General features: G+C 57.2%; 32 protein-coding genes and 3 tRNA genes. 4 read left to right on the top strand and 31 right to left on the bottom strand.

The genetic code is table 11. The features are described from left to right. Positions 1 to 7: 7 nt before the first annotated feature. The 15 genes from nuoK to PH558_RS18570 form a co-directional block, all read right to left on the bottom strand. Positions 8 to 316 carry an NADH-quinone oxidoreductase subunit NuoK gene (gene nuoK, locus PH558_RS18640; RefSeq protein ID WP_007689961.1) on the bottom strand — a complete coding sequence of 103 codons (309 nt, stop codon included), beginning with the start codon at positions 314 to 316 and terminating at the stop codon, positions 8 to 10. A gap of 31 nt (positions 317 to 347) precedes the next feature. After that, positions 348 to 962, bottom strand: coding sequence for an NADH-quinone oxidoreductase subunit J (locus tag PH558_RS18635; RefSeq protein ID WP_095434516.1), 615 nt, complete (start codon positions 960 to 962; stop codon positions 348 to 350). Positions 963 to 1111: 149 nt separating this feature from the next. Then, positions 1112 to 1603, bottom strand: coding sequence for an NADH-quinone oxidoreductase subunit NuoI (nuoI, locus tag PH558_RS18630; protein ID WP_069614971.1), 492 nt, complete (start codon positions 1601 to 1603; stop codon positions 1112 to 1114). Positions 1604 to 1643: 40 nt separating this feature from the next. Beyond that, the gene (nuoH, locus tag PH558_RS18625) at positions 1644 to 2687 is read right to left on the bottom strand and encodes an NADH-quinone oxidoreductase subunit NuoH (protein ID WP_285205918.1); all 1044 of its coding nucleotides are present in this window, start codon (positions 2685 to 2687) and stop codon (positions 1644 to 1646) included. 12 nt (positions 2688 to 2699) lie between these two features. Beyond that, positions 2700 to 4781, bottom strand: coding sequence for an NADH-quinone oxidoreductase subunit NuoG (gene nuoG, locus PH558_RS18620; RefSeq protein WP_285205917.1), 2082 nt, complete (start codon positions 4779 to 4781; stop codon positions 2700 to 2702). A 238-nt stretch (positions 4782 to 5019) separates the two neighbouring features. Then, the gene (locus tag PH558_RS18615) at positions 5020 to 5778 is read right to left on the bottom strand and encodes an NADH-quinone oxidoreductase subunit E (RefSeq protein ID WP_285205915.1); all 759 of its coding nucleotides are present in this window, start codon (positions 5776 to 5778) and stop codon (positions 5020 to 5022) included. A gap of 9 nt (positions 5779 to 5787) precedes the next feature. Next, the gene (gene nuoF, locus PH558_RS18610) at positions 5788 to 7092 is read right to left on the bottom strand and encodes an NADH-quinone oxidoreductase subunit NuoF (RefSeq protein WP_095434513.1); all 1305 of its coding nucleotides are present in this window, start codon (positions 7090 to 7092) and stop codon (positions 5788 to 5790) included. Positions 7093 to 7102: 10 nt separating this feature from the next. After that, positions 7103 to 8224, bottom strand: coding sequence for an NADH-quinone oxidoreductase subunit E (locus tag PH558_RS18605; RefSeq protein ID WP_285205913.1), 1122 nt, complete (start codon positions 8222 to 8224; stop codon positions 7103 to 7105). Positions 8225 to 8239: 15 nt separating this feature from the next. Next, complete coding sequence (locus tag PH558_RS18600; protein WP_095434511.1) at positions 8240 to 8557, bottom strand: hypothetical protein; 318 nt, start codon at positions 8555 to 8557, stop codon at positions 8240 to 8242. Then, positions 8557 to 9747: an NADH-quinone oxidoreductase subunit D gene (locus tag PH558_RS18595; protein WP_037194239.1), complete on the bottom strand. Its 1191-nt coding sequence runs from the start codon at positions 9745 to 9747 to the stop codon at positions 8557 to 8559. The genes PH558_RS18600 and PH558_RS18595 overlap by 1 nt, the downstream gene beginning before the upstream one ends. Before the next feature lie 69 nt (positions 9748 to 9816). Continuing rightward, the gene (locus PH558_RS18590) at positions 9817 to 10419 is read right to left on the bottom strand and encodes an NADH-quinone oxidoreductase subunit C (RefSeq protein ID WP_095434510.1); all 603 of its coding nucleotides are present in this window, start codon (positions 10417 to 10419) and stop codon (positions 9817 to 9819) included. 18 nt (positions 10420 to 10437) lie between these two features. Then, positions 10438 to 11019 carry a NuoB/complex I 20 kDa subunit family protein gene (locus PH558_RS18585; protein ID WP_285205907.1) on the bottom strand — a complete coding sequence of 194 codons (582 nt, stop codon included), beginning with the start codon at positions 11017 to 11019 and terminating at the stop codon, positions 10438 to 10440. Continuing rightward, on the bottom strand, positions 11010 to 11375 hold the full coding sequence (locus PH558_RS18580; protein WP_028754004.1) for an NADH-quinone oxidoreductase subunit A: 366 nt from the start codon (positions 11373 to 11375) through the stop codon (positions 11010 to 11012). Before PH558_RS18580 ends, PH558_RS18585 begins: the two co-directional genes overlap by 10 nt. Positions 11376 to 11632: 257 nt before the next feature. Continuing rightward, a tRNA-Asp gene (locus PH558_RS18575) sits at positions 11633 to 11709 on the bottom strand. 48 nt (positions 11710 to 11757) lie between these two features. Beyond that, positions 11758 to 11834 (bottom strand) — tRNA-Asp (locus PH558_RS18570). 389 nt (positions 11835 to 12223) lie between these two features. On the opposite strand from PH558_RS18570, the gene PH558_RS18565 reads away from it, so the two are divergent. Further along, positions 12224 to 12299 (top strand) — tRNA-Val (locus tag PH558_RS18565). A gap of 32 nt (positions 12300 to 12331) precedes the next feature. Here PH558_RS18565 and PH558_RS18560 read toward each other — a convergent pair. Genes PH558_RS18560 through PH558_RS18545 form a run of 4 tightly spaced genes read right to left on the bottom strand, consistent with a single transcriptional unit; the run spans position 12332 to position 14383 of the window. Then, entirely contained in the window at positions 12332 to 13099 is a 768-nt protein-coding gene (locus PH558_RS18560; protein WP_285205905.1) for a tyrosine-type recombinase/integrase, read from the bottom strand. After that, positions 13042 to 13467, bottom strand: a complete 426-nt coding sequence (locus tag PH558_RS18555) for a hypothetical protein (protein WP_285205903.1) — start codon at positions 13465 to 13467, stop codon at positions 13042 to 13044. The genes PH558_RS18560 and PH558_RS18555 overlap by 58 nt, the downstream gene beginning before the upstream one ends. Then, on the bottom strand, positions 13464 to 13733 hold the full coding sequence (locus tag PH558_RS18550) for a helix-turn-helix transcriptional regulator (RefSeq protein ID WP_285205901.1): 270 nt from the start codon (positions 13731 to 13733) through the stop codon (positions 13464 to 13466). Before PH558_RS18550 ends, PH558_RS18555 begins: the two co-directional genes overlap by 4 nt. Then, the gene (locus PH558_RS18545; RefSeq protein ID WP_285205900.1) at positions 13730 to 14383 is read right to left on the bottom strand and encodes a hypothetical protein; all 654 of its coding nucleotides are present in this window, start codon (positions 14381 to 14383) and stop codon (positions 13730 to 13732) included. The genes PH558_RS18550 and PH558_RS18545 overlap by 4 nt, the downstream gene beginning before the upstream one ends. Positions 14384 to 14735: 352 nt before the next feature. On the opposite strand from PH558_RS18545, the gene PH558_RS18540 reads away from it, so the two are divergent. The 3 genes from PH558_RS18540 to PH558_RS18530 are packed head-to-tail and all read left to right on the top strand — an operon-like array spanning position 14736 to position 15833. Then, the gene (locus PH558_RS18540; protein ID WP_285205898.1) at positions 14736 to 15188 is read left to right on the top strand and encodes a hypothetical protein; all 453 of its coding nucleotides are present in this window, start codon (positions 14736 to 14738) and stop codon (positions 15186 to 15188) included. A 46-nt stretch (positions 15189 to 15234) separates the two neighbouring features. Then, positions 15235 to 15558: a type II toxin-antitoxin system RelE/ParE family toxin gene (locus tag PH558_RS18535; protein ID WP_285205897.1), complete on the top strand. Its 324-nt coding sequence runs from the start codon at positions 15235 to 15237 to the stop codon at positions 15556 to 15558. Beyond that, positions 15555 to 15833, top strand: coding sequence for a helix-turn-helix domain-containing protein (locus PH558_RS18530; protein ID WP_285205896.1), 279 nt, complete (start codon positions 15555 to 15557; stop codon positions 15831 to 15833). The genes PH558_RS18535 and PH558_RS18530 overlap by 4 nt, the downstream gene beginning before the upstream one ends. Here PH558_RS18530 and PH558_RS18525 read toward each other — a convergent pair. The 12 genes from PH558_RS18525 to PH558_RS18470 all read right to left on the bottom strand — a co-directional run bounded on the left by PH558_RS18525 (position 15824) and on the right by PH558_RS18470 (position 24595). After that, complete coding sequence (locus tag PH558_RS18525) at positions 15824 to 16534, bottom strand: hypothetical protein (RefSeq protein WP_285205894.1); 711 nt, start codon at positions 16532 to 16534, stop codon at positions 15824 to 15826. The genes PH558_RS18530 and PH558_RS18525 overlap by 10 nt on opposite strands. Before the next feature lie 106 nt (positions 16535 to 16640). Further along, the gene (locus PH558_RS18520; RefSeq protein WP_285205893.1) at positions 16641 to 16958 is read right to left on the bottom strand and encodes a hypothetical protein; all 318 of its coding nucleotides are present in this window, start codon (positions 16956 to 16958) and stop codon (positions 16641 to 16643) included. Then, the gene (locus tag PH558_RS18515; protein ID WP_285205891.1) at positions 16918 to 19002 is read right to left on the bottom strand and encodes a histidinol-phosphatase; all 2085 of its coding nucleotides are present in this window, start codon (positions 19000 to 19002) and stop codon (positions 16918 to 16920) included. The genes PH558_RS18520 and PH558_RS18515 overlap by 41 nt, the downstream gene beginning before the upstream one ends. A gap of 135 nt (positions 19003 to 19137) precedes the next feature. Continuing rightward, positions 19138 to 20178 carry a major capsid protein gene (locus PH558_RS18510; RefSeq protein WP_285205890.1) on the bottom strand — a complete coding sequence of 347 codons (1041 nt, stop codon included), beginning with the start codon at positions 20176 to 20178 and terminating at the stop codon, positions 19138 to 19140. Between the two features lie 4 nt (positions 20179 to 20182). Continuing rightward, positions 20183 to 20557 (bottom strand): head decoration protein, encoded by a 375-nt coding sequence (locus PH558_RS18505; protein ID WP_285205889.1) that lies wholly within the window; start codon positions 20555 to 20557, stop codon positions 20183 to 20185. Positions 20558 to 20566: 9 nt separating this feature from the next. Further along, positions 20567 to 21571 (bottom strand): head maturation protease, ClpP-related, encoded by a 1005-nt coding sequence (locus tag PH558_RS18500; protein ID WP_285205888.1) that lies wholly within the window; start codon positions 21569 to 21571, stop codon positions 20567 to 20569. Continuing rightward, positions 21568 to 22092, bottom strand: a complete 525-nt coding sequence (locus tag PH558_RS18495; RefSeq protein ID WP_285205887.1) for a hypothetical protein — start codon at positions 22090 to 22092, stop codon at positions 21568 to 21570. The genes PH558_RS18500 and PH558_RS18495 overlap by 4 nt, the downstream gene beginning before the upstream one ends. Next, on the bottom strand, positions 22092 to 22436 hold the full coding sequence (locus PH558_RS18490) for a hypothetical protein (RefSeq protein ID WP_285205885.1): 345 nt from the start codon (positions 22434 to 22436) through the stop codon (positions 22092 to 22094). Before PH558_RS18490 ends, PH558_RS18495 begins: the two co-directional genes overlap by 1 nt. A 50-nt stretch (positions 22437 to 22486) precedes the next feature. Next, complete coding sequence (locus tag PH558_RS18485; RefSeq protein WP_285205884.1) at positions 22487 to 22966, bottom strand: hypothetical protein; 480 nt, start codon at positions 22964 to 22966, stop codon at positions 22487 to 22489. Between the two features lie 146 nt (positions 22967 to 23112). Further along, positions 23113 to 23637: a hypothetical protein gene (locus PH558_RS18480; RefSeq protein WP_285205883.1), complete on the bottom strand. Its 525-nt coding sequence runs from the start codon at positions 23635 to 23637 to the stop codon at positions 23113 to 23115. Continuing rightward, positions 23604 to 24332 carry a hypothetical protein gene (locus PH558_RS18475; RefSeq protein ID WP_285205882.1) on the bottom strand — a complete coding sequence of 243 codons (729 nt, stop codon included), beginning with the start codon at positions 24330 to 24332 and terminating at the stop codon, positions 23604 to 23606. The genes PH558_RS18480 and PH558_RS18475 overlap by 34 nt, the downstream gene beginning before the upstream one ends. Then, complete coding sequence (locus PH558_RS18470; RefSeq protein WP_285205881.1) at positions 24329 to 24595, bottom strand: hypothetical protein; 267 nt, start codon at positions 24593 to 24595, stop codon at positions 24329 to 24331. The genes PH558_RS18475 and PH558_RS18470 overlap by 4 nt, the downstream gene beginning before the upstream one ends. Between the last annotated feature and the right edge of the window lie 361 nt (positions 24596 to 24956).

Below are 24956 nucleotides of genomic sequence, written 5' to 3'. Positions count from 1 at the left end.
AGCTTTATCAGCCCTTCATCACGTTGACGTCTTCGACGGCGATAGAGCCGCGGTTACGATAGAAGACGACGAGAATTGCAAGACCGATCGCGGCTTCTGCCGCGGCGACGGTCAAAATGAATAGAGCGAAAACCTGGCCGACGATGTCATTGAGGAACGATGAGAAGGCGACCATGTTGATGTTGACGGCGAGCAATATGAGTTCGACCGACATCAGGATGATGATGACGTTCTTACGGTTCAGAAAGATACCGAAAACGCCGAGCACGAAGAGGATGGCGCTGACCGTGAGGTAATGGGAAAGTCCGATGACCATGTTCTTGTTCCTTTGATCCTCGTGCCTCGCCTCAGACGCCCTGCCCCGACTTGACCTTGACCACCTCGACGGCGGTCGCGGGCGTGCGGGCGACCTGTTGGGAAATGTTCTGGCGCTTGATGTGCGTGCGATGCTTCAGCGTCAGCACGATTGCGCCGATCATCGCGACCAGCAGAACGAGGCCAGCGATCTCGAAGAAATAAACGTAATTGGTATAGAGCACGTCGCCGAGGGCGGCGGTGTTCGTCCGCTGCGTCAGAGCCGGGATCGGCATCGCGACGGTCTTGGCAACGGTCGGCGAGATGACGCTGCCGCCGATGACGACGATCAGCTCGGCCGCCAAGATAACGCCGATCAGCGCGCCGATCGGTGCGTATTCCAGAATTCCGGCCCTGAGCTCGGAGAAGTCGATATCGAGCATCATGACGACGAAAAGGAAGAGAACCGCCACGGCGCCGACATAAACGACCAGCAGGATCATCGCCAGGAATTCAGCCCCCATCAGGAGGAAGAGGCCGGCCGCGTTGAAGAAAACCAGGATGAGGAACAGGACCGAATGGACCGGATTCCGCGCCGAGATGACCATGAACGCCGACGCCACAGCGACAAAGGCGAAGATGTAGAAAAAAAGAGCCTGCAGACCCATGTTGGTGCCTTTTTCGTCTTCCCCCGGGCAGCCGGGAGTTTCCCTGCCCGATGGAGCTCGGCCGGACGATAGGTCCTGCAAAGCCCCGGTCTAGATTCAACCGCGACGGCGATAATCAACCGCCTGTCACGATATATTCAAAACTCCGCTCAACGGTACGGCGAATCGATCGCGATATTGCGTGCGATTTCGCGTTCCCAGCGGTCGCCATTGTCCAAAAGCCGCGCCTTGTCGAAGTAGAGCTCTTCGCGGGTCTCGGTGGCGAATTCGAAGTTCGGCCCTTCGACGATGGCGTCGACCGGGCAGGCTTCCTGGCAGAAGCCGCAATAGATGCACTTCACCATGTCGATGTCGTAACGCACCGTGCGGCGGGTGCCGTCGTTGCGGCGCGGCCCGGCCTCGATGGTGATGGCCTGGGCAGGACAGATGGCTTCGCAGAGCTTGCAGGCGATGCAGCGCTCTTCGCCGTTGGGATAACGGCGCAGAGCATGTTCGCCGCGGAAGCGCGGGCTGACCGGCCCCTTTTCGAAGGGGTAATTGATCGTTGCCTTCTGCTTGAAGAAGTAACGCATCGACAAAAAGAATGCGCCGACAAATTCCTTGAGGAACAGCGAGCTGACGGCGTTGGAAATTCCGGCCATCTTCAACCTCCAAATCTGCTTGAAGCGAGGATCGACATCATCATGCCCATCCCGTCAGCTTCAGCACGAATGCAACGATAACGACCATGGCGAGCGACAGCGGCAGGAAAACCTTCCAGCCAAGGCGCATGAGCTGGTCATAGCGGTAGCGCGGCACGAAGGCCTTCACCATCGCGAACATGAAGAACACAAAGCACGACTTCAGCAGGAACCAGATGATGCCCGGAACCCAGTTCAGGATCCAGATATCGACCGGGGGCAGCCAGCCGCCGAGGAAGAGGATCGTCGTCAGCGAGCACATCAGGACGACCGCGGCATATTCGCCAAGCATGAACATCATGTAGGGCGAAGAGCCGTATTCGACCATGAAGCCGGCAACCAGCTCCGATTCCGCTTCCGGAAGGTCGAAGGGCGGACGGTTCGTTTCAGCCAGAGCCGAAATGAAGAACACGATGAACATCGGGAACAGCGACAGCCAGTGCCAGTCGAGGAACGAGGGAGGCAGGCCGAGCTTGGTGCCGAGGCCGGTCTGCTGCGACAGCACGATATCCGTCAGGTTCAGCGAACCGACACAGAGCAGTACGGTAACGATGACGAGACCGATCGAGACTTCATAGGACACCATCTGCGCCGCCGAACGGAGCGCGCCGAGAAACGGATACTTCGAATTCGAAGCCCAGCCGCCCATGATGATGCCGTAAACTTCAAGCGACGAGATCGCCAGAATGTAGAGGATGCCGACGTTGATATCGGCGACGACCCAGTTCTGCGCGACAGGCACGACGGCCCAGGTCGACAGTGCCAACACCACGGAAACCAGCGGAGCCAGCAGGAACACGGTCTTGTTGGCACCGGCCGGAATGATCGGCTCCTTGAACATGAACTTCAGCAAGTCAGCGAAGGACTGGAACAGACCGAAGGGGCCGACGACGTTCGGGCCGCGGCGCAGCTGGACGGCTGCCCAGATCTTGCGGTCGGCAAGCAGAATGTAGGCGATGAAGATCAGCAGGCAGACCAGGAGCAGCAGAGACTGGCCGATCATGATCAGCGCCGGCCAGAGATAGGTCGAAACGAATGAATCCATAGTCCTCTGCCCTTACTCTGCCGCAACGCGGAAATTGTTGCGGGCCAATGCCGAGCATTCGGCCATGACAGCCGACGCGCGCGTTATCGGGTTCGTCAAATAGAAGTCTTTGATCGGCGAAGCAAATGCCGATTTGCCCATCGCGCCGGCTTTTTTCGCAAGTGCGGCAATTTGGGCGCTATCGCCTTCGGCAATCTCGTCGATCCCGGCGAAATGCGGGTAGGCTGCATAGAGCTTGGCGCGCAATTCCCTCAGCGAATCAAAGGGAAGCTTCTTGCCGAGCACGTCGGAAAGAGCACGGATGATCGCCCAGTCCTCGCGGGCGTCACCTGGTGCGAAACCGGCGCGGTTGCCCATCTGGACGCGGCCTTCGGTGTTGACCCAGGTGCCCGACTTTTCGGTGTAGGCGGCCGCTGGAAGGATGACATCGGCGTTCTGAGCGCCATTATCGCCATGCGAGCCGATATAAACAGTGAACTTCGCGCCCTTGCGGCTGAAGTCGAGTTCATCGGCGCCAAGTAGGAAGAGGACGTCCATCGAGGACAGCATGGTAGCGGCATTGACGCCCTTTACGCCCGGCACGAAGCCTAGGTCCAGGCCGCCGACACGCGCGGCTGCCGTGTGCAGCACGGCAAAGCCGTTCCAGTCTTCCTTGACGACACCAACGGCGGCAGCGAGTTTGGCGGCATTTGCCAGCACTTCACCACCGTCTTCGCGGATGAGAGCGCCCTGACCGATGATGATCATCGGCTTCTGAGCATTCTTCAGCACATCGGCGAAGCTGTGCAAGCCGCTGACGAGATCGGCCAGCGTGTCTGGGCCAGCACCGAGATAATCATAGGAGTAGCGAAGGTCGGCGGCTTCACCGATCATGCCGATCGGGAACTTGCCGCGGCGCCAGCGCTTGCGGATGCGCGAATTCAGCACGGCAGCCTCGAAGCGCGGATTGGCGCCGACGATCAGCAGCGCGTCGGCGGCTTCGATGCCCTGGATGCTCGGGTTAAAGATGTAGCTTGCACGGCCAAGCGACGGATCAAGTGCCGTCCCGTCTTGGCGACAGTCGAGATTCTCCGATCCCAGCGACTTCAGTAGCTCGCCGAGGGCATACATTTCCTCGACCGAGGCGAGATCGCCGGCGATCGCGCCGATCTTGTCGCCGCTGGTGGCCGAAACTGCCGACTTGATGGCGGCGAAAGCGTCGCTCCAGCTTGCCGGCTGCAGGCGGCCGTCCTTGCGAACATAGGGCTTGTCGAGGCGCTGGGTCTTCAGGCCGTCCCAGATGAAGCGGGTCTTGTCGGAGATCCATTCTTCGTTGATCTGCTCGTTGACGCGGGGCAGCACGCGCATGACTTCGCGGCCGCGGGTATCGACGCGGATCGCCGAGCCGAGGGCGTCCATGACGTCGATCGATTCGGTCTTGTTCAGTTCCCACGGACGAGCCGTGAAGGCGAAGGGCTTCGAGGTCAGCGCACCGACCGGGCAAAGGTCAACGACGTTGCCCTGCAGCTCGGAGGTCATCGCCTGCTCGAGATAGGTGGTGATTTCCGCATCTTCACCGCGGCCGATAAGGCCGAGTTCGGAAATGCCGGCAACTTCGGTCGTGAAGCGGACGCAACGCGTGCAGTGGATGCAGCGGTTCATCACGGTCTTGACGAGCGGGCCGATATATTTGTCTTCGACGGCGCGCTTGTCTTCCTGATAGCGCGAGGAGTCGATACCGAAGGCCATTGCCTGGTCCTGCAGGTCGCATTCGCCGCCCTGGTCGCAGATCGGGCAATCCAGCGGGTGGTTAATCAGCAGGAATTCCATCACGCCTTCGCGGGCCTTCTTGACCATCGGCGTGTTGGTGAAGACCTCCGGAAGCTCGCCGTTCGGGCCGCCGCGGATATCGCGAACGCCCATGGCGCAGGATGCCTGTGGCTTCGGGGGGCCACCCTTCACCTCGACGAGGCACATGCGGCAATTGCCGGCCACCGACAGTCGTTCATGGAAGCAGAAGCGCGGGACTTCGGCACCGGCTTCCTCGCACGCCTGGATAAGCGTGTAGTGATCCGGAACTTCGATCTCTTTACCGTCAATCTTCAGTTTAGCCATCGTCCACTCAGTCCTATGTCACGTCTCCAGCCCAACCTGGCCGCAGACAATTTCATGATCGCAAACCGGATTGCCATCGGGGCGGCTCAAACGCCTGATAGCACCGGTTCGCTCACAATAAGCTTTGCCGAGCCTTGTCCCCGCAAGACCAGCTTTGCGATCGAGCCATGCGGGTCACCTGCATCGTCTCCATCGCCGTCATTCACGCTCCCCGGCCGCGATCCAGCCGGGGAAATCCTCAACTGCGGCCCTTCGGCAGCAGCGCCTTCGCCTGGCCAACCCAGTCATCGCGCCGGATGCGACCTTCGAAACCGAGTTCGCCATCGATCCGATCGATATCCGCATCGCTCCAGCCGGCAATATCGGCAAACCGCTTGATGCCGCGTCCGTTCAGCACCTGCTCCAGCTTCGGCCCGACGCCGGAAATTCGCTTCAGGTCGTCAGCCTTCTCAGCTGCCTTGCGGCCGCGCGCAGGAGCCGGCTTCGAGGCAACCGGCGCAGCGGCTTCAGCCTTCGCCGTCTTCTTTGCAGTTGTCGTGGCGACCTTGGGCGCGGCAACTACAGGCTTCGGCTCAGCCTTCTTTACGCCAACCGCCTTCTGCTTGGCAGCAGCTGGCTTCGGTGCGACTGGCTTCGGCGCAGCTGTCTTGACAACGGGCGCTGCCTTTACAGGCTTTGCGTCCCCTGCCCCGCCATTCGTAGCAGACGGCTTCGCAGCAACTTCAGCCTGATGCTTTTCGTCTTCCAGTGCTTCGGCCAGTTTGGTGGTCGCTTCAACGGCGCCTTGGAAAGCACCGAAGAATGCACCCGCCAGCTGCGAGGTAAAGCCGAAGCCGATCGCAGTAACCGCAGCAATGGCTGCGGCAGGATGGGCCATCAGCGGATGGATCGGCATGATCGGCGCGTTCCCAAACATATCGGCAGCGGCGCGGCCAAAATCGACCGATGCATTGCCGGCCGCTCCGCTTTCCTGCCTGATATCGTTGGTCTTCGCCATCTTCGATCCTTACTCGGCTGCTTCCAGAACCGCACCGTGGCTCGTCGCGTTGGCGGTGTACTGGTCGATGCGCTTTTCGATCTCGGGGCGGAAATTGCGGATCAGGCCCTGAACCGGCCATGCGGCTGCGTCACCGAGTGCGCAGATGGTATGACCTTCGATCTGCTTCGTCACCTGGAACAGCATGTCGATCTCGCGCTTCTGCGCGTTACCGCGAGCCATACGCTCAAGAACGCGCCACATCCAGCCCGTACCTTCGCGGCACGGCGTACACTGGCCGCAGCTTTCATGCTTGAAGAAGGCCGAGATGCGGGCGATCGCCTTGATGATGTCGGTCGACTTGTCCATGACGATCGCCGCTGCCGTACCGAAGGACGACTTGACTTCGCGCAGGCCATCGAAATCCATCGGGCAGTCGATGATGTCGGCAGCCGGAACGACCGGGCACGACGCGCCGCCGGGGATGACGGCAAGCAGGTTATCCCAGCCGCCGCGAATGCCGCCGCCATGCTTTTCGACCAGCTCGCGGAAGGTGATGCCCATCGTCTCCTCGACCGTGCAGGGACGGTTGACGTGACCCGAGAGCATGAACAGCTTCGTGCCGACATTGTTCGGACGGCCAAAGGACGAGAACCAGCCGGCGCCGCGGCGCAGGATCGTCGGTGCAACGGCGATGGATTCGACGTTGTTGACGGTCGTCGGGCAGCCATAGAGACCCATATTGGCAGGGAATGGCGGCTTCAGGCGCGGCTGGCCCTTCTTGCCTTCCAGGCTTTCGAGCAGCGCGGTTTCTTCACCGCAGATATAGGCGCCGGCGCCGTGATGAACGAAAACGTCAAAATCCCAGCCGAGCTTGTTGTTTTTGCCTAGCAATCCAGCATCATAGCATTCATCGATCGCAGCCTGCAGGGCTTCGCGCTCGCGCATGTACTCGCCGCGGACATAGATATAAGCAGTGTTGGCGCCCATGGCGAAACCGGCGATGACGCAGCCTTCGATCAGCGTATGCGGATCATGGCGCATGATATCGCGGTCCTTGCAGGTGCCGGGTTCCGACTCGTCGGCGTTGACGACGAGATAATGCGGACGGCCATCACTTTCCTTCGGCATGAAGGACCACTTGAGACCGGTCGGGAAGCCTGCGCCCCCACGGCCGCGAAGGCCAGAAGCCTTCATCTCGTTGATGATCCAGTCACGGCCCTTTTCGAGGATTTGCTTGGTGCCGTCCCAATGGCCGCGCGACATCGCGCCCTTGAGGGATTTATCCTTGAGGCCGTAGATATTGGTAAAGATGCGATCTTGATCCTGTAACATGCTTCACCTCTTACCGCGGCTTCTTGCCGAAGACCTTGATATATTCCGCTTCGCCACCCTTAGCGAGTGCCTCAGCCTGCCTGACCCAGTCGTCACGTTCGATCCGGCCCTTGAAATTCAGATAGCCATCGACCCAGCGGCGCTCGGCCTCATTCCAGCTTGCGATCTGCGCGAAGGTGAAGATGCCGAGCTCATGCAAGGTTCCTTCGATCTTCGGGCCAACGCCTGAAATGAGCTGCAGATTGTCCGGCTGCGCTGGTCTTTCAATACCGGCGGGACGATCCTTGTCGTCGAGCGACGGCTTCCCTGTAACGGGCTCCGCAGCTGCAGTGCCCGAAAGCGGCTGCGTTTCGGCTGCCTTGGCGTTCTTTGCCGCTTCCTTCGGCGCCGTTGCCGGCGTCTTCAGGCTGGGATTGGTTTCGGCGTCCGTGCTTTTCGCGCGACCGGCTTCCGACGGCGGGACCGATACGGCGTCAGCGGCGGCCTTAGCCGTCTTGCTTGCAACACTCTTTGCCTTCGCCTCATCCGAAAGCAGCGACGTCAAGCCGCCTTCCGGAGCGGAGAAAACGCGATCGATCTGCGGGCCGGTCTGAATCTCATGGCCCTTGCCTGCGGCGAACGCATCGATGATCTCTTCGAGACGTGCCGGCGTCAGATCCTCATAGGTATCCTTGCCGATCACCACCATCGGTGCGTTGACGCAGGCGCCCTGACATTCGACTTCTTCCCAGGAAAGCGTGCCGTCGGCGTTGCGCTCGAAAGCATGATCGTTGATCCGGCTCTTGCAGACCTTGATCAGCCCCTCGGCACCGCGCAGCATGCAGGGCGTCGTGCCGCAGACCTGGACGTGGGCGCGGGTACCGACCGGATGCAGCTGGAACTGCGTATAGAAGGTCGCGACTTCGAGCGCGCGGATATAGGCCATGTCGAGCATATCGGCGATCGTTTCGATAGCGGCCTTGGTGACCCAGCCTTCCTGTTCCTGCGCACGCATCATCAGCGGGATGATCGCGGATTGCTGACGACCATCAGGATATTTCTGGATCGTCTTTTCAGCCCAGACCGCATTCTCCGCATTGAAGGCAAAGGCGGCAGGCTGGAATTGATCTTCGGCTAGTCGACGAACGGACATCTTTCACGCCTTATCTCAGTTTAAGGACCCACACCGCGTATTCGTCAGGGACGAGAATTCGCAGGCATAGGCCGACTGGTCTTTCTGCATAAACACAACAAACTTGCCGCCATTCGGCACAGCGGCCTTGATCTCGTAACCGCGGGAAAGGAGGTCACCCATGGTCGAATCTCCGCCCGACGCAACCTCACTTCCACCTTTCGCAGAATTCGAATTGATCGAATTCGAATTCTGCAGGTTGATGCTCGGCAAGCCCTGCGTCTTGCCGGTCTGCTGTGCCGAAGCACCGCAGGCGACGAGAAGCGCTGGAATGAGGACCTGCCAGGCTCGCATCAACGATCCACCTCACCGAACACGATATCGAGCGAGCCGAGCACGGCCGCGACGTCGGCAAGCTGGTGGCCGCGGCACATGAAGTCCATGGCCTGCAGATGCGCATAGCCCGGCGCGCGGATCTTGCAGCGATACGGCTTGTTGGAACCGTCCGAGACGAGATAGACGCCGAACTCGCCCTTCGGCGCTTCGACAGCCGCATAAACCTCGCCAGCCGGCACGTGATAGCCTTCGGTGTAAAGCTTGAAATGGTGGATCAGCGCTTCCATGGAGCGCTTCATCTCGCCACGCTTCGGCGGAACGACCTTACCATCCAGCGACGAAACTGGTCCGGTCTTGGCATCGCCGAGCAGGCGATTGACGCACTGCTTCATGATGCGGACAGATTCGCGCATTTCGATCATGCGGATGAGGTAACGGTCGTAACAGTCGCCGTTCTTGCCGATCGGAATGTCGAATTCGAGATCGGAATAGCATTCGTAAGGCTGCGCCTTGCGCAAGTCCCAGGCAGCACCGGAGCCGCGGACCATGACGCCGGAGAAGCCCCAGGCCCAACAGTCTTCCAGCGACACGACGCCGATATCGACGTTACGCTGCTTGAAGATGCGGTTGCCGGTCAGAAGATCGTCGATGTCATCGAGCGCCTTCAGGAAGGGATCGCACCAGTCGCCGATATCCTGAACGAGCTTTTCAGGCAGGTCCTGGTGAACGCCGCCCGGACGGACATAAGCTGCGTGCATGCGCGAACCGGAGGCACGCTCATAGAACACCATCAGCTTTTCGCGCTCTTCGAAGCCCCAAAGCGGCGGCGTCAGCGCGCCGACGTCCATGGCCTGCGTCGTGACGTTGAGGAGATGCGACAGGATACGGCCGATTTCCGAATAGAGCACGCGGATCAGCTGACCGCGGATCGGAATATCGATGCCGAGCAACTTTTCGACGGCCAGCGCGTAAGCGTGCTCCTGGTTCATCGGCGCGACATAGTCGAGGCGGTCGAAATAAGGAACAGCCTGAAGATAGGTCTTCGATTCGATCAGCTTTTCAGTGCCGCGATGCAGCAGGCCGATATGCGGATCGACGCGTTCCACAATTTCGCCGTCCAATTCGAGGACAAGACGCAAAACGCCGTGCGCAGCCGGATGCTGCGGGCCGAAATTGATGTTGAAGTTGCGAACGTTATGTTCTGTCATGGCGGCGATGCTCGCGTTTTCAGAATGTCAGAGGATGGCAGGCTGGAAAGCCCGCCACACGCCATCAAATTATGCCTTCGCCTTCTCGTCGCCGGGCAGCACATAATCGGTGCCCTCCCATGGAGACAAAAAGTCGAAGTTGCGGAATTCCTGCTTCAGTTCCACCGGCTCGTAGACAACGCGCTTGGCGGCGTCGTCATAACGAACCTCGACGAAACCGGTCGTCGGGAAATCCTTGCGCAGCGGATGGCCTTCGAAGCCGTAGTCCGTCAGCAGGCGGCGCAGATCCGGGTGGCCGGTGAAGAGAACGCCGTACATGTCCCAGGTTTCACGCTCGAACCAATCGGCACCGGGATAGACGCCGCAGGCGGAGGGAACGGGCTGATCTTCGCCGACAGGAACCTTGACGCGAATGCGCAGGTTCTTCTTGGGCGACAGCAGATGGTATACCACGTCGAAACGCTCGGCGCGCTGCGGCCAGTCGACGCCGCAAATATCCGTCATGTTGACGAAGCCGCACTTGGCGTCGTCACGCAGAAAAGTCAGCAGGGCGATAACGTTTTCGGTCGTCGTCGTCACGGTCAGCTCGCCGTACTTGATCTCGCTCGAGGAAATCAGGGCGCTGCGAACTTCCGTGAGGTAGGCGGCGAGTTCGTTCAGGGCTTCACTCATAGTACCTTGTCCCCTGCCTTACCGTTCGATCGTGCCGGTGCGCCGGATCTTCTTCTGCAGCAGAAGCACGCCGTAAAGCAGCGCCTCCGCCGTGGGAGGACAGCCCGGAATATAGATGTCGATCGGAACGACACGGTCGCATCCGCGAACGACGGAATAGGAATAGTGATAGTAGCCGCCGCCGTTGGCGCAGGAACCCATCGAGATGACATAACGTGGCTCGGGCATCTGGTCGTAGACCTTGCGCAGCGCGGGCGCCATCTTGTTCGTGAGCGTGCCGGCGACGATCATGACGTCGGACTGGCGCGGCGAAGCGCGCGGCGCAAAGCCGAAGCGCTCCACGTCATAGCGCGGCATGGAAACCTGCATCATCTCGACAGCGCAGCAGGCAAGTCCGAAAGTCATCCACATCAAGGAGCCGGTACGGGCCCAGTTGATCAGCTCGTCGGTGGAGGTGACCAGAAAACCCTTGTCGGCGAGCTCATTGTTGATTTCGCCGAAGAACGGATCGTTGCTGCCGACCGGCCGGCCGGTTGTGGGATCGATGATCCCCTTCGGCTGCGGCGCCACGAGCGTCGTGTTGCTTGGGGCTACTCCCATTCCAGGGCTCCCTTCTTCCATTCATAGATAAAGCCGATGGTCAGCACCGCGAGGAACACCATCATCGACCAGAACCCGAACCAGCCGATGGCGCCGAAGGATACGGCCCACGGAAAAAGGAAGGCGACTTCCAGATCGAAGATGATGAAGAGAATCGATACGAGATAGAAGCGGATATCGAACTTCATGCGGGCGTCATCGAATGCATTGAAGCCGCATTCGTAAGCCGACAGCTTTTCCGAGTCAGGCGCCTTGAAGGCGACGGCAAACGGCGTGATCAACAGCGCCAGGCCGATTACCACGGCAATACCAATGAAAATCGCTATCGGAATATAGGAACTGAGCAGTCCAGTCATCATGTCCATCCCTGCTTGCGTCAGCGCCGGGGCGGCGCATCTGAGCAAATGCCCAGCAAGCGAAAGAGCGTTGCAACAGAGCCGTGGTTAGCGCAGCCGGAGCGCGCGCGCAAGCCTTTTGAATCTGTCTGTTAGGGTACTATCGAGCGGTAGATATCAATGTGTTGCGACTGCAACGCGACAAATCAGCGCTGGCGCGAAAAGGCTCCTTCGCAATCGCAATAAATTGATGTTTGATTGTAAGGGCTTGGAGAGAATGGCGCGAGTGACGGGGCTCGAACCCGCGACCTCCGGCGTGACAGGCCGGCACTCTAACCGACTGAGCTACACCCGCGCATTGTTTGGCCTTTCAGCCGATGCAGATCTGAAATTTGCCTCGAAATGGCGCGAGTGACGGGGCTCGAACCCGCGACCTCCGGCGTGACAGGCCGGCACTCTAACCGACTGAGCTACACCCGCATTTCATTTCAAGCATTCCAGATGCTTCCGCACCATCAAAGCGGCCCTCGCCGTTCGATGAGCGGCTAACTACGGGGTTCGTGTTTGGGTGTCAAGCAGGTTTGAATACAAATCGATGACAGAATGCGAATTGTTTTGGACAAGCACTCCCGCAATTTTCGGTCCTCTCGATTTCACATGGCAGGTTCCCGCCCCACGCATTTCACCAACGCCTGATATGCATGGAACCAATCGGGCAGCCTCCCATCCGCTCATGTGGATGACCACGATCAAAGAGGTGGAAAATTCAAAAAAATCAAAAAATCTTCACAAACACTCTTGCGGTTTGTCGTCGTTCCGCATAGATCACGGCCACCGAACGCGGCGGGCAAATGACCCGCTTTGCAGAAGGGCGATTAGCTCAGTTGGTAGAGCGCCTCGTTTACACCGAGGATGTCGGGAGTTCGAGTCTCTCATCGCCCACCATTCCCAAAAAATCACATTGATTTATCATCGTTTTATTCCTCGTTTGTCTCATTCGCCGTTTTTGGCTCGAAAAGTGGGACACTTGATCGCTTTTCGTATGCCGCTTTGCGCTCGAATGCGTTCGTGCGCATGCGCCGCTTTTCAGCCTTCTCGATGTAGATTTGAGCCGTCTTGAAATTCGTCCATCCGAAAAGCGCCATCAGCTCCGGAGCGGACGCGCCGCTTTCGGCGTATGCGACGGATGCAGCCTTGCGCAGACCATGGGACGAGCAATGCGGCAAACCCGCCTCCCCGCACCAGCGGGAGAAGGCGTTTCCGAAGCTCTCTATAGTATAAGGAGTGCCGCGCGCGCTGAGCACATAGGAATCAGTGCCGACTTCCGTCTTTTCCAGCGCATCTATCAGCTCCGGCGTAAGCCGAGCTTCCATTTCCACAGGAAAGCGGTTGCGGCCCTTATAGGCAGTGAAGCGCGTCCAACGCTCGCCCTCACGCTTGAACTCGTTCTTCGGCCCGATGCGGGCAGCGTCGGAGCGGCGCGCACCAATGTTGATCATGACCTCCATCGCGAGGCGCGGTGTGGTGCCAATGGCCCAATGGGCGCGAAACCTGTCGATCTCGTCAGGCGTCCATGTATGAAAGCCGCCCTTTCGCTTGTTGATCGGCTCGATCCCAATAGCTGGGTTATGGCTGGCAAGCGCCGGCTTCTGGTTCATCGCCCAGTTGAAGACGGCGCGCAGAACCTTCACCAGCTTGTCGGCCGCTCCAGGCGTATCCTTACGAGCCTGCTGGCTCTTCTCCATATCTTCGCGGCGATACTTCTTATATGGCAGCTCGCCCGCCTTCTCTGCGAATCGGCTGAGAACACTACGCTTGTCCCTCTGCGTATCAGCTTCGAATTTTTGAAGGCAGCCGAGCGATAGTACTGGTCGAAGAGCCAGTTGAAGGTCTCCTCACGCGGCAGTTCTGGCTTTTTAGGTGCCTGCTCAGATTGCAGCGCGGCCATGGCGGCCCAATAGGCGGCCATGAATTCTCGGGTAATGTTGCCCTTGGCATCCTTGAAGGTTTCTCGGATGCGGATTTTCGGCCGCCCTTTGATTCGGACGTAGTAGCGATCATTACCGCGCTTGTCGGGATCGTGCACCAAGTGACGGAGCTCAGTCTTCATCACGCCACCATATTGTCAAACGGGTTTTCACCCCCGTCGTCGGCATGCGATTCGCGGTACTCGTTCAGAGCCTGCCAGGCGGCTCGAATCAACTCGGTGTCCCAAAGGACAACGCCGCCGATCTTCCTGCCCTCTGGCATAAGACCGTCCTGCACCCAGTTATCGAACAGGGACGGTGAAATCGCCAGAGAAGCAGCAACCTCGTCTCGGCGAAGCGCGAAGCGAGGCAACGACAACGAGCGTAGGGTTGCTCCGGCTACACTTTTCATGAGCGTCCCTCAAAACTGGCTGCTGCGAACTCCGCTCCCGAAAAAGAGCGCAATAGGTGCAGAGCATAGTCCGAAGCCAACCCGCACAAATGGTCATTGCTCAGAAACAGATTAGCCTTGCGCTGAATATCGCCCAACGAAGCACAAGGGTAAGCGGCAAGGGCCAAAAGCGCCTTCTCTTCCGTATCCGCTTCGAACGTATTGGTAGCAACCGCGCCGCCTTTTTCAGTATCGATCCATGCGGCGTGCGCGGCCTTCCACGCGGAAATACAATCTTCGAGTCCGGATGCTTTGTCGCCCTTAGCGGCGGCGCGCATTTCGTAAGAGAGTTGCAGAAGCTCTTCGGAAAGCTCAGTTGCGAGACGGTCAGCGCGGGATGCGCGATCCACCATGTCGCTCGTTATGAAGTCGATATGTCTGCGTTCGCGCGCATCAATCTGGTAATAGTCGTCGGCCCAAACAGCCTTGATATGATCGCTTGCCTTGCGTCCCGGAAAAAGAACGTCAACGATCTGACTTGTCGCAATCTCGGCGGCACAGAGCGTGTCCTGAGTGTCGCCGGTCAGGCAGTCTAGTCGGGTAGCGAGCTTGGAAAGTCGATCGAGAGCGGTTGCATGATCGATGTTTTCTGTAGTACGTTTCACCTGCACTTTGATGCACCTTTCGAAGAGGTTAGATAAAAAGCCGACGCAGGTTCCTAGGCCGTTGCGTCGGCTTTTTTCGTTTCTACGTTTGATGTTTCCATTCCAACTTGGACGAGCTGCCGGATAGCTTCCGCGCGGGTACGAATGCGATTTGCGAAGCTCCAATTGTCAATTGCTTCCAATGCGGATTTCTCAAGCATGAATGCGATGCGTTCCGTTTTCATCTTGGACACAAGTATCACCATAAAAATCAGACCAATCGGCGCTTTTTGTGCCGATTTTTATTTATTGACCAATCCGTCAGCGTGGGTCAATAAATATTTGTGCTTTTTGTGCCGATTTTTTGGGATTGGGCTATATGGTGAAGCCGCGAGAAAACCGAGTTCCGATAATGATGTCGGATGAAGAGTTGAACCTGGTGGATGACTGGCGGTTTAAGAACCGAGTTGCCACTAGGTCTGAGTCCGTCCGTCGGCTCTGCCATATAGGCTTGACTTTTGATGAACATCGCGCGGAATTCGTTGAAGCGTTCAAGGGCCAGTACGAAGAGCTGACAAAGGCCCTGGCAATCCTTGCGGATATGGTGCAGGGGCAAGATGCGACGGAACGCGAGAAGGCACTCGGCCAAATTGTCCTGAGGACTATATCGAAACAGATATCATCGCTGGTACTTGTCCGCGTTATAACTGGAATAGCAAACAACGCGAAAGCTGACAGAGACATAGAGGACATACTGAAAGATACTCGTGAGCTTACGGACGGCCTCTCAGATGAATTCCATGACCGCCAAACGGGGCCAGATGCCGATTAAATTTCTGCATCTTGCATCATAATAGCGTATCCGCTATATAGCACATATGAGATGGACGGTCGAAACGCACGATGCCGCTGATGCTGAAATCGCGGCGTTGCCTCCCGGCCTTCAGGCGCGATTGATCCGCCTCATGGAAGCGGTCGAGAATGTCGGCCTTGAACAACTGCGCGAACCGCATGTGAAGCATCTGGAAGGCAAGCTTTGGGAACTACGCGCCAAAGCCGCCGAGGGTATAGCGCGCGGGATTTACGTGACTGTCACAGGCCGCCGCGTCATCGTACTGCATGTTTTCGTGAAGAAGTCGCAGAAGACGCCACCGGGAGCACTGGCGATTGCCAGAGAGCGAATGAACGAGGTGAAGCCATGACAAAGATTGCCGAACTGAAAAAGAAGCTGATGAGCAATCCCGAATTCCGGCAGGAGTACGAGAAGGCGGATGCAGAATTTCAGCTTGTTGAGGCGCTTATCAAAGCTCGCACTAAGGCCAAGCTATCGCAAGCGGAAGTTGCTCGCCGCATAGGCACGACACAGTCCGCTGTCGCAAGACTTGAAGGTGGTGGTGTCTCGCCTTCCCTTGCCACTCTACGCCGGTACGCAGAGGCCACCGGGGCGAAGCTGGAAATCAATCTGATTCAATCTTGAATGGTCTCTGGTGCCTGTTGAGCGATAGCTTCAACGCCAAATAGCTGATAAATCTCGCCTACCTCAACATGCCGACCGGCTGGCTGGTCCTTGATGTATCTAACGATGCGCGAAAGCGGAAAACCCCATTGGGAAAAATTATATCTAACTGAGCATGTCGGACGCGACTCAACCGGGTTCAAGCATCTTATAACGTAAGTCATGAGGTCTGCCCCTCTGAGACACCACTCATCCTCCATGGGCTCCTGACGACTTGGACACACTAGCAGAGCACGGATGCGGCAGTCGCCTACTACCAAACCTTCTCTCCGCTGTTGAACTTCCAGCTTGCCTGTTACTAATGCTTCTATCGCCTCGACAGCATCGCTGGCTTGATCTGGTTGAAACAAGCCTGACCAGCCGACAATCGCCTCGCGGACTGTCTTGTCAGTTTTTATTGGATTATTGAAGCAGATACGCGTCGGGTCACTTTTGACCTCGCAAAGTAGAAAATCTGCAACTTTACCTTCTACAAGCAGAAACTCGCTTATATCCACATTGCGCTCGGGCTGCGTATGGAATGGATGTCTTATCGCAAGGCCATCGATTTCGGCCAAGGCTCGACCATGTTCGGGCGAATGAACGATCAAACCAGTCGTGAAATAGCCGTTAAGGCGAAGATAGAGGGTCGCCAGCATTTCATCAACGTCAGACGTTCTCATCGTTCCTTCCATGCGAACTATATCGATTTCCCACCTTCTGATGTATTATCATAACCGCATCGGAAATACATCAATTCATATCCGGTAACGCCGGAATATTACACTCTTACAAATTTGAATACTTCTTGATCTCTTCGAGATACATTCGCTCGCTTTCGTCTTTGAATCGCTTTTTATCGTCAACTAGCGAACTTAATTTTTCGTGGATACTTCTGTATATTATCGAATGGGCTTGGTTGCTAATGGGAAAATCTTCAGGCGAATCCATCTCTACATCTTTACCGAGAAAAAGGTCGAGGAGCTTGAGCAGTCCGTTTTTGTCAATTACGTCGATTTGCTGCCACTCCGAACTCTCTTCGACGCGAAAGAATCCGTTCCCATTTTCAATTTTTAAGATTTTCATAGCTCCGTCTTCTTTCTTCATACGCTGCGGAACCAGCTTCCAGACTTCCCATCATTACATTCCAGGTACTCACGGTTTTACCATCTGGTGAGGTCAAGACTTTACTAGTCGGATAACCGGAATAGATCCGCCAAGACACTTTCCGATCCTCAAGCTCTTTTTTTGTACAGAGCAAATAGTCCGGCTTAATAGAAGCTCCGACGGTATTATTGTGGGTTATCACCACAACAGGCATCTTCCGCGACATCTCCTTAATGATAACGTTCACATCCGCTTTGAGAAAATTATTGTCGAAGGAAGATTCTGGCTCATCTATAAGGAGCATATCGTGTTCATTCGCCCCCTCAATTTCATCTAGCAAGAAGAACTCAGACCGCTCTCCCCCAGAAGCCTCGAAGCCATCTTTATTCAAAATTCGGTAGGCAATCTTCACAAAACACTTTGAGAAATCTGCGGGCATCAGCGGCGCACCAACGCCCTTTAATTCCTGTAAGAATTTGTATGGATTCTCATAAGCATCGAATGCTTTGCTGAAGGAGAGCTTACGTGCAATTGCTGCCTTAAGCTCGCCAGCCCCAGCGAATGGCCCAACTTCGGCAACTACGGCAAAGCCTCTCTTTTCCTTTCGCAAGGGTGTCCGCCGCGATCTGGCAAGTTTCGCCACTGTCACAAATTTTTCAACTTTCCGTTTGTTCAAAGCAACGGTGTAAAGGTCAACGTCCGCAATTTTGGGGGCTGCCGATCTGAGCTGAAGCTGTCCCTTGATGTTCTGCACAAGCTCATTGATCCATATTTTTTTCAGTCTAACTTCCTCACGCTCCGAATATATACCCATCAAATCAATGTATAGAGATACAAGTTTCGTGCGTTCTAGGTGTTTTTCGACTATTTCCTTGAATTCGACGTTACTGATTAAGTTTTTCGTCGACGCTATTAGCTCCTCAAGGCCTTTCTGGTTCCTATCGGGAAAGGGATCTTCGCTATAGATTTTCGCTTTTGAGAATGAATCGTGCTTTTCGGTCTCCTTGGCGAATTCTAGCAGCGTTGAGACGTATTGACCGACATCGCGTGCGTCCCGGTCGAGGTCGATATCGAGAACGTCCTCAATTACTCTCTGGAGGTCTGACAGATAGTCCTTTGAGAAGAGCCCTTGTTTTTGGCTGAGATAGGCATTGAACCTTTTTTCGTCTTCATCTTCGTCTCTGGCAACCAAGGCAAACTGTCTAATATAGTAAGCGCCAGGAAACTGCTTCTTGATGGCCTCCAATGTGTATGATTTCCCCGACGACCGGTCGCCGAGCACAACATTAAGTCCGGTCGAAAGCTGCTGCCCGTTTTCGAAAACTTGAAATAATTCGTTCCCGTCTTCTTTGGACAGGGCAACTTTGTTCTTGTCGCGGAGACACTCCTTGACTGCGCTAAAGCTCGCCTCGCTGCAATCAACGAATGTTTGCCGAACGGGAAGAGGAGATAAATCCGATCTGATTCGACAATCGCTGAAGTACACGGGGACAAGGCGCTCCTCACTCTTGATACAGTACACAAACTTTTTCGGACTGCTTACCTCTCCAGCGGTAACGAAAGGGGAGAGACTATTAAGCGTGTCATTATCAATCGACGGTTTTTTCTCGTAATGAGGGATAAGTATGTATCCTTCGAGATCACCAAAAATTCGTTTGAATTCATCAACGCTGATCGAATCGCCAACATCGCGGCACATCGATGCAACTTGCGTGCACGCGGCGTCAAAGTCATCAAGCGCCACGCCATTAGATATCACTAACATTTGACCTTTCCCGAGATCGACTTCGATGCCAGGATAGACGGGAATGTTGATATGATCCCTAATTGCTACGAACTGCGCTTTGTCGAAGAGGTTATGGTTGGTGATGGCGATGCCGTCCAAACCCGCTACCTCGATGTACTCATCAAGCTTTGAGTGGGAAAACTCGAAATTCTCATCCAGGATGCTGGTCTTTGTATGAATATGGAAATCAATCTTCTTCATGGCTGTGCTCGACAACAATAGTTTAGTCGCTGCTGCATGATAGCTGAAGTCGGTCATGTATATGATCCATGAACGATAATATTTCGCAGTTGAATACTCAATGAGAACGGACCAAAATTTTCTGTTGTTTACTAACGTTCGAAACCAGAGAAACGTAAGCCGCCAATCTGGCGGCTTACGGCGTGGCGAGTTTCACTTCATCTTCAGCCGAATAAGAAGCTGCGGACGAATGCAGATCGGCAACACGTTCGACTCTGTGTGGATTTCGCGGCCCTTATCGTGGGGAAGATCGTCGGTGGAAACGAAGACCTTCGTCTCCGGTTCTGGACGACGGTTCGCGCCGCTGATCGTATCCGAGGGAGCGATATAACGCTTGAAGAACGGCGTCCCGAGCGGAACGACAATCGCCTCATCGTCAGCCACGGCCTTGCGGGAGACAAGCGTGCCATTCGGCTGGCGCACCTTGTATTCCTCGTCAATGCGCTCAAGCGTCAGGCCGGCATAGGTGAAGGTGTCCTGAATGTCATCGCGGCCCGGATTGGCGGTATCGCCCTTGTAGGCGCGAAGCTCTTCCAGCACGTTCGGATGCCCCACATACTTATCGAAGAAATCAGCGCCGGCCAGAACACGAAGGCCTGACGCCGGCGTGCCGCGCAGCTCGCGACGGATATAGGCTTTCACCTGCCGATTGAGCGGCGCGATTTCCGTGGTGGCGGTGCCCAGATCGTATTCGACGCTATGTTCGATCAGATCGAATTTCTCGTAAACGTTCAACAACTGCTTGCCTTCGCCATCGAGCACGATGCCGTTCAGCGCGCCCCAATCGAGGTAGCTATGCGTCAGATCGTGCTTGCCGCGCATGTTGATCAGACGGTCGTTATAGACATCCTCAAGGCTCGCCATGATCACGTCGCCCTCACCCCAGGTCGTGAGGTTCTGGATATCGGCCGGAGTGATCGCATCATCGAGCGGGAAATGCGGAATATCGAACGACACGCCATTCTTGTCGCCGCGCATGTTGAAGTTCGTTTCGCCGCCACGCTCGCGAGCCGGGATGACGGTCAACTCCTGCTCGGAGACGCCGAGACGAACATAGGTCGTGTGGATTGGCGTGTCGGTGAATATGCCGAGCTGTGCCGGACGCCCCGTGACGTAGGGCGGGATGTTGATGCTGTCGGTCAGCCGGTCGTCGGCAAATTCGGGAGCGTTGAGATAGTCGAGCGGAGTAGGCACTGGATTACACTCCCATGCGTGCGATGATGCCGAGGGCGGCGAGTTGGTCGAGGGCGGTTTGTTTCTGCGCGGCGGTGATCGCGCCGGGCCAGACGAGGTTTTGCAGAACGACTTGCGCGCGGCGCTTGAGGTTGACTACCTCCTGATCGCCAGCGGTCGCGTCCGCACGCTGAAGGATGATGGCGGCGGCAATCTGCGTGCCGTCCGTCGCATCGGGTGCAAGCGGCTTGAACTTACCGCCGTTCGTGAGTTTTCCGAGAACGGTTCCGGTCACGACCTTGCCGGAACCGGAAGCGAGAGTATCGGTGTCGCGGGAGAAGCGATTTTTACCCTCGTCTTTGACGATATCGCTCTCCGTCTTGTAGCTGAACGTCTGCATGGCAGTTCCTTATTCGATGCCGTAACGGCGCTTCATGTTGGCGGAGAGGCTGGCGCGCTTGTCTGCGCCGGCACGTTCGCTTGCCGAGGGCGACATACCGCCACGGTTCAAGCCCTGAGCATTCGCGGTCCAAAGGCGCCGCGGCTGGAATTCCGGTTCGCTTGGAGTGGCCGCGCCATCGGAACCGCGCGGCGCGGCGTTCATGAGTGCGACGGCCTCTTCAACGGACATGCTGGTTTCGAAGGCCAGGTACTCGGCAAGCGCCTCGCGGCCTTCGGCTTCATCGGATTTCATAATGGCCTTCATGCGGGCCTTGACCGCGCTGGCTGCATCATCGTGCGGCATAGTTTTCTCCTTGGGTTTCGGCGTTTTCTGCGCCTTCGGCGGGTTGCTGGAACCCCAGTTTCGAGAGGCCGCAAGCGCCACCAGCTTTTCAGGCGCGTTGCGGAATTGGCGGTAGTCGAAGGCAGCGACAATCGCGCCGGACTTGGCGCTGCTGGCATCCGCGAAGCCGGCGCTTTCCGCCTCTTCTGGCGTGAACCACGTTTCGGCCTTCATGATTTCGCGGCAGGCGGCGACGCTCTTGCCCGACTTCGCCGCATAGACACGGGCATAAGCAGTCGCGAGCGCTTCAAGCGCCTCGATGGTCTTGGAATGATCGTCGCTATTGCCGACCGTGACGGCGGCAGGATCGTGGATCATCATCACCGAACCCGCCGCCATCGTGACTTTCTTGCCGGCCATGGCGATCAACGAGGCGGCGGAAGCGGCAATGCCCTCCACGACCACATCGAGGCGACCCGGATGGGATTTCAGTAGCGCGTAGATCGCTGCACCTTCGGTAGCGATACCGCCCGGAGAGTTGATGTGGACGGTGATCGCGGCTTTGTCATCGAAGCCGGCCAGCGCATAAAACACGTCCGTCGAGGTGAAGCCTTCCTCACCCGACGGAAACTCGCTGGATTGCACGGAGCCGGTCAGGCGAATGGTATTCTTGTCAACGATAGCGCTCATTTCAGAAACTCCCCGGAGCAAAGGACGGCGCGCGGATCGGCGTCGATGCGACGAAGCACGTCGATCCCGCATTGTTCGGCATGGCGAATGATCGCCTCTTCAGCGCATTCAAATTCCAGCAGCTCGCCTTCGGCCTTTGCGAGCTCGCGAGCGCGATCAGCGGCCGAGATGCCTTTTGCCGAGCCGTAGCTTTTAGAGATCGCGCCGCCGATCAGTTCGCGGAGCGGCCCGGCAATTGCGGCGGCGATGATTTCCGTAGGAACGCCGCTGGTCGGCTGGCGATAGCCGGGAGCAACGAAGCGGGCAGCAAGGTTTTCGACGGCGCTGCCAGCGGTCGTCGTCTCGATCCACTCGTTCAAACGCTGCAAGGCTTCATTGGGCGAAGCCGGAGCTTGCTGGATTTTGGTGATGGAATAGCGCTTCAGGACAATGCGCTTGCGGACTTCCTCAAGCGTCGTCATCAGGGTTTGGCCACCCGCAACCGACTTTTCCACGATACGGCGGAGATCGATATCGCTCATTACGCGCCTCCGTTCTGGACGTGCTGCGCGGCCCATGCTTCGCAGCTCTTGCGCAGGCGGTGGGCGGCGGTCGAACGCTCCTGAAGCAGTTCGATCGAGGCTTCCTGCTCCTCGATGCGCTGGTCGATTTCGGTCTGTTTGGCGCGAAGCTGTTCGATGCGGCGGCGGATGCCGCCGCGCTCGCTGGCCAAGCCGTCACGGCGCTGCTCGGCGAGAAGCTGGCGACGAACCTCTTTCGAGGCGGTCAATTCCACGTCGAGCGTGGCGCGGGCCTGTTCGAGCGCGGCGGTTTCGCGGGCGCTGATCGTGCCGAGCACAGTCAGGCGGCTAAGGTCGATGGTCATTCGGTATATCCCCGTTGATGATTTGGAAAATCCCAGCCGCGACCTGAAATTCAAACGGCCTCTTGAATTTCGCGTTCGAGGATCTGGCGAAGGCGGGCTTCTTGCGGCATGCGCATTCCGGCGTTGAGGACGCGCCAGAAGGTGGTCGCCGGCTCGGAGGACGGCGCGGATGTGGCGCTTTTCTCGCGTTTCCAACGCCCGGCCTCGTAGCGCTCGAAGGCTTGCCGCATGCGGCGACTGGCAACGCTCGGAGCAAGAGCGCTCCATTCCGGGTGAATATTGCGCAGGTGCCGCAACATGTCGTCGCGCTGCGCGTTCTTCACCGCATTGGCGGCACTGATGCCGCCGTGGCGACGCGTTCCGAAGGCCTGATCGAGCGAGATTTCGCCAGCGGTTTCGAGGAAGGGCGAAAGCCCTTGCAGCAGGAAGAGCGAGAGGTGGTACGGGAGCGGACGGCCTGCCTCCACGTGCTGCGCAATTTGCCCCAACCAGCGCAGCGTCGTAGTCGGGTCGGTGCTTGCTTTAATCACGGCTGCCACCCGTGCAGATGCGTGCAAAACACATGTGCACACGTGTATCCGTGTACCGTTTGCGAAGGGTGCAACTGACGAAATCGCGCAGTCCCCCAGGCCCGTCCAGCAGGCTCTTCGGTCGCACGGTCCCTGAATGGGGGGTGTCAGCCATGGCTCGCCTCCATCTCGCGATGACGAACCGTCAACTCTCGAAGCCAGATGGATTGCCTTGGTGTGATGGCGAACCGGTCGCCGCCGCATTCGGCGCGTGCCAGCATGTTGCGAACAAAGTCGTGCTCCCGATCATTCAGGTAGGCGTCCGCAAGCAGCATCCGCGCCGCCTGCAACACCTCACCAGACGACATAGCCGCGCCGGCAAGCTCTTCAGGCGCTTCTTCTCGGTCGCGGTAAACGATCCTCTCTTCCACCACGATACGATCACGGTAGACGATGCGTTCGATGACGCGCGGCCTTTGCGGCTTACCCAAAGCCGCGACCAGATCGTGTATCGAAGCGCCGGCACCGCTCAACGCGCGCAGGATCGCCGCCACAGTGGCAAGAACTTCTCCCGGCTGATCGCTGGTCAGCATCGGTAGGAGCTTGCGCAGCCTTTTGATTGTGTTCGTATTCAGTTCGGCCATGCTCGTGCGCTCGGTCACGTGCCGCTGGCTACGGTCGAAGCCTGCCAAAAGCGCGACCATTTCTCAGGGGGCCGGGCCTGCCACGTCCGCAGGCAATCTGAGAGATCACGGAAGGAGGCCACGCACTCCCTCTCAAAAGCCGATTTTTCAGTTTCCACGCTCTCGGAAGGAGAGGTTTTAACTTTAGTCACTGAAGCGTTCAAACTTTTGAACCCTATGGCCCGACCGATCCAACCACGCCACGACAGCGAAACAATCTTGATGATGTTGGTGAGGCTCTTGCCGAACCGCTGCGGGCGCTCTCGAACGGAGATATGCTCTGTGCCCTTCGAGCGGGCCTTACGGACGGCGTTCTGCACCGACGTGCGCCCGACACCGGCTAAGCGTGCAATCTCATCGAGGCAGAGATCGCAGAAGCCTTTTTTGCGGCAGCGATCCGCAATCACGCCGAGGGCGGCGCGTTCGGCTTCTGAATAGCAGCCACGGATTTCGGGCGGCATGTTGCCAGCACTCGCCCATTTGCGGCGGCGCTGGATTTCCTTGGAGCGCTGTTCAGACGTAACAGGACGGCGCGCCTTCGCCACGACACGTTCAGCGGCTCGCGCCGACGATTGCTTTTCGTAGGCCTTGCTTGCGGCCTTGGTGCCCTGTCCGGTTTCAAAATAACGGTCGCGCTCATCGTATGGGCGCGACAAGATACGCGTGCGCAGCAGCGCGTTGCTGACTGGGAAAGTGCCGGTCATTGCACTTTCCCGTACTGCAGCACATGAGCGGCCTTCCTCACCTCGATAGCTTCGGGGTTCGATAGGCCGAACTTTTCTTTCAGGAAGGGTATAACCGGGCCAACGACGGCCGAACGATTGAGGACAAGCCAGCGGGCAGCATCCTCGATTGGTGAGACACTGCCATTTCCAAAAGACTGAAAAGCCTCAACTTTTTTAAATGTCTCACTTACCGCTAAACTATTGTTTTGTCGGTTATCTTGTGGGCTCTCATCGCCCACCATTCTTTACATATTTGATTGTCAGTTCGAATGATCGGCGGCTGTAGACAGCAATCGCGATGAGCGCCTTTGTGCGCCCGACACCTGTGGCTCAGTAGTTGCCGAGAATGATGACGGCCAGAAGCACGACGGAAACAAGCACGAGGGCTGCTATGATAACAAGCAGCTCCTTCAACATGAATCGTTCCATCTTGCTGTCATCCATAGCGTTTGCTCCCGGCAAACCGTTATCCACATTCATTCCCAGTGTCGAATCGCTGCGCTGAGTTCCGTGTCAGTCCACATGTAAGTGGCCTCGTTGTCAATTTCAGCCTGAAGACCCTCACAGGGGCAACAATTCCTCTTCCATCTCCTTGTACCTTCA

Origin of the sequence: Rhizobium pantanalense (genome assembly GCF_030182525.1) — a bacterium.
GTDB lineage: Bacteria > Pseudomonadota > Alphaproteobacteria > Rhizobiales > Rhizobiaceae > Rhizobium.
This window is presented reverse-complemented; position numbering and strand designations above follow the sequence as displayed.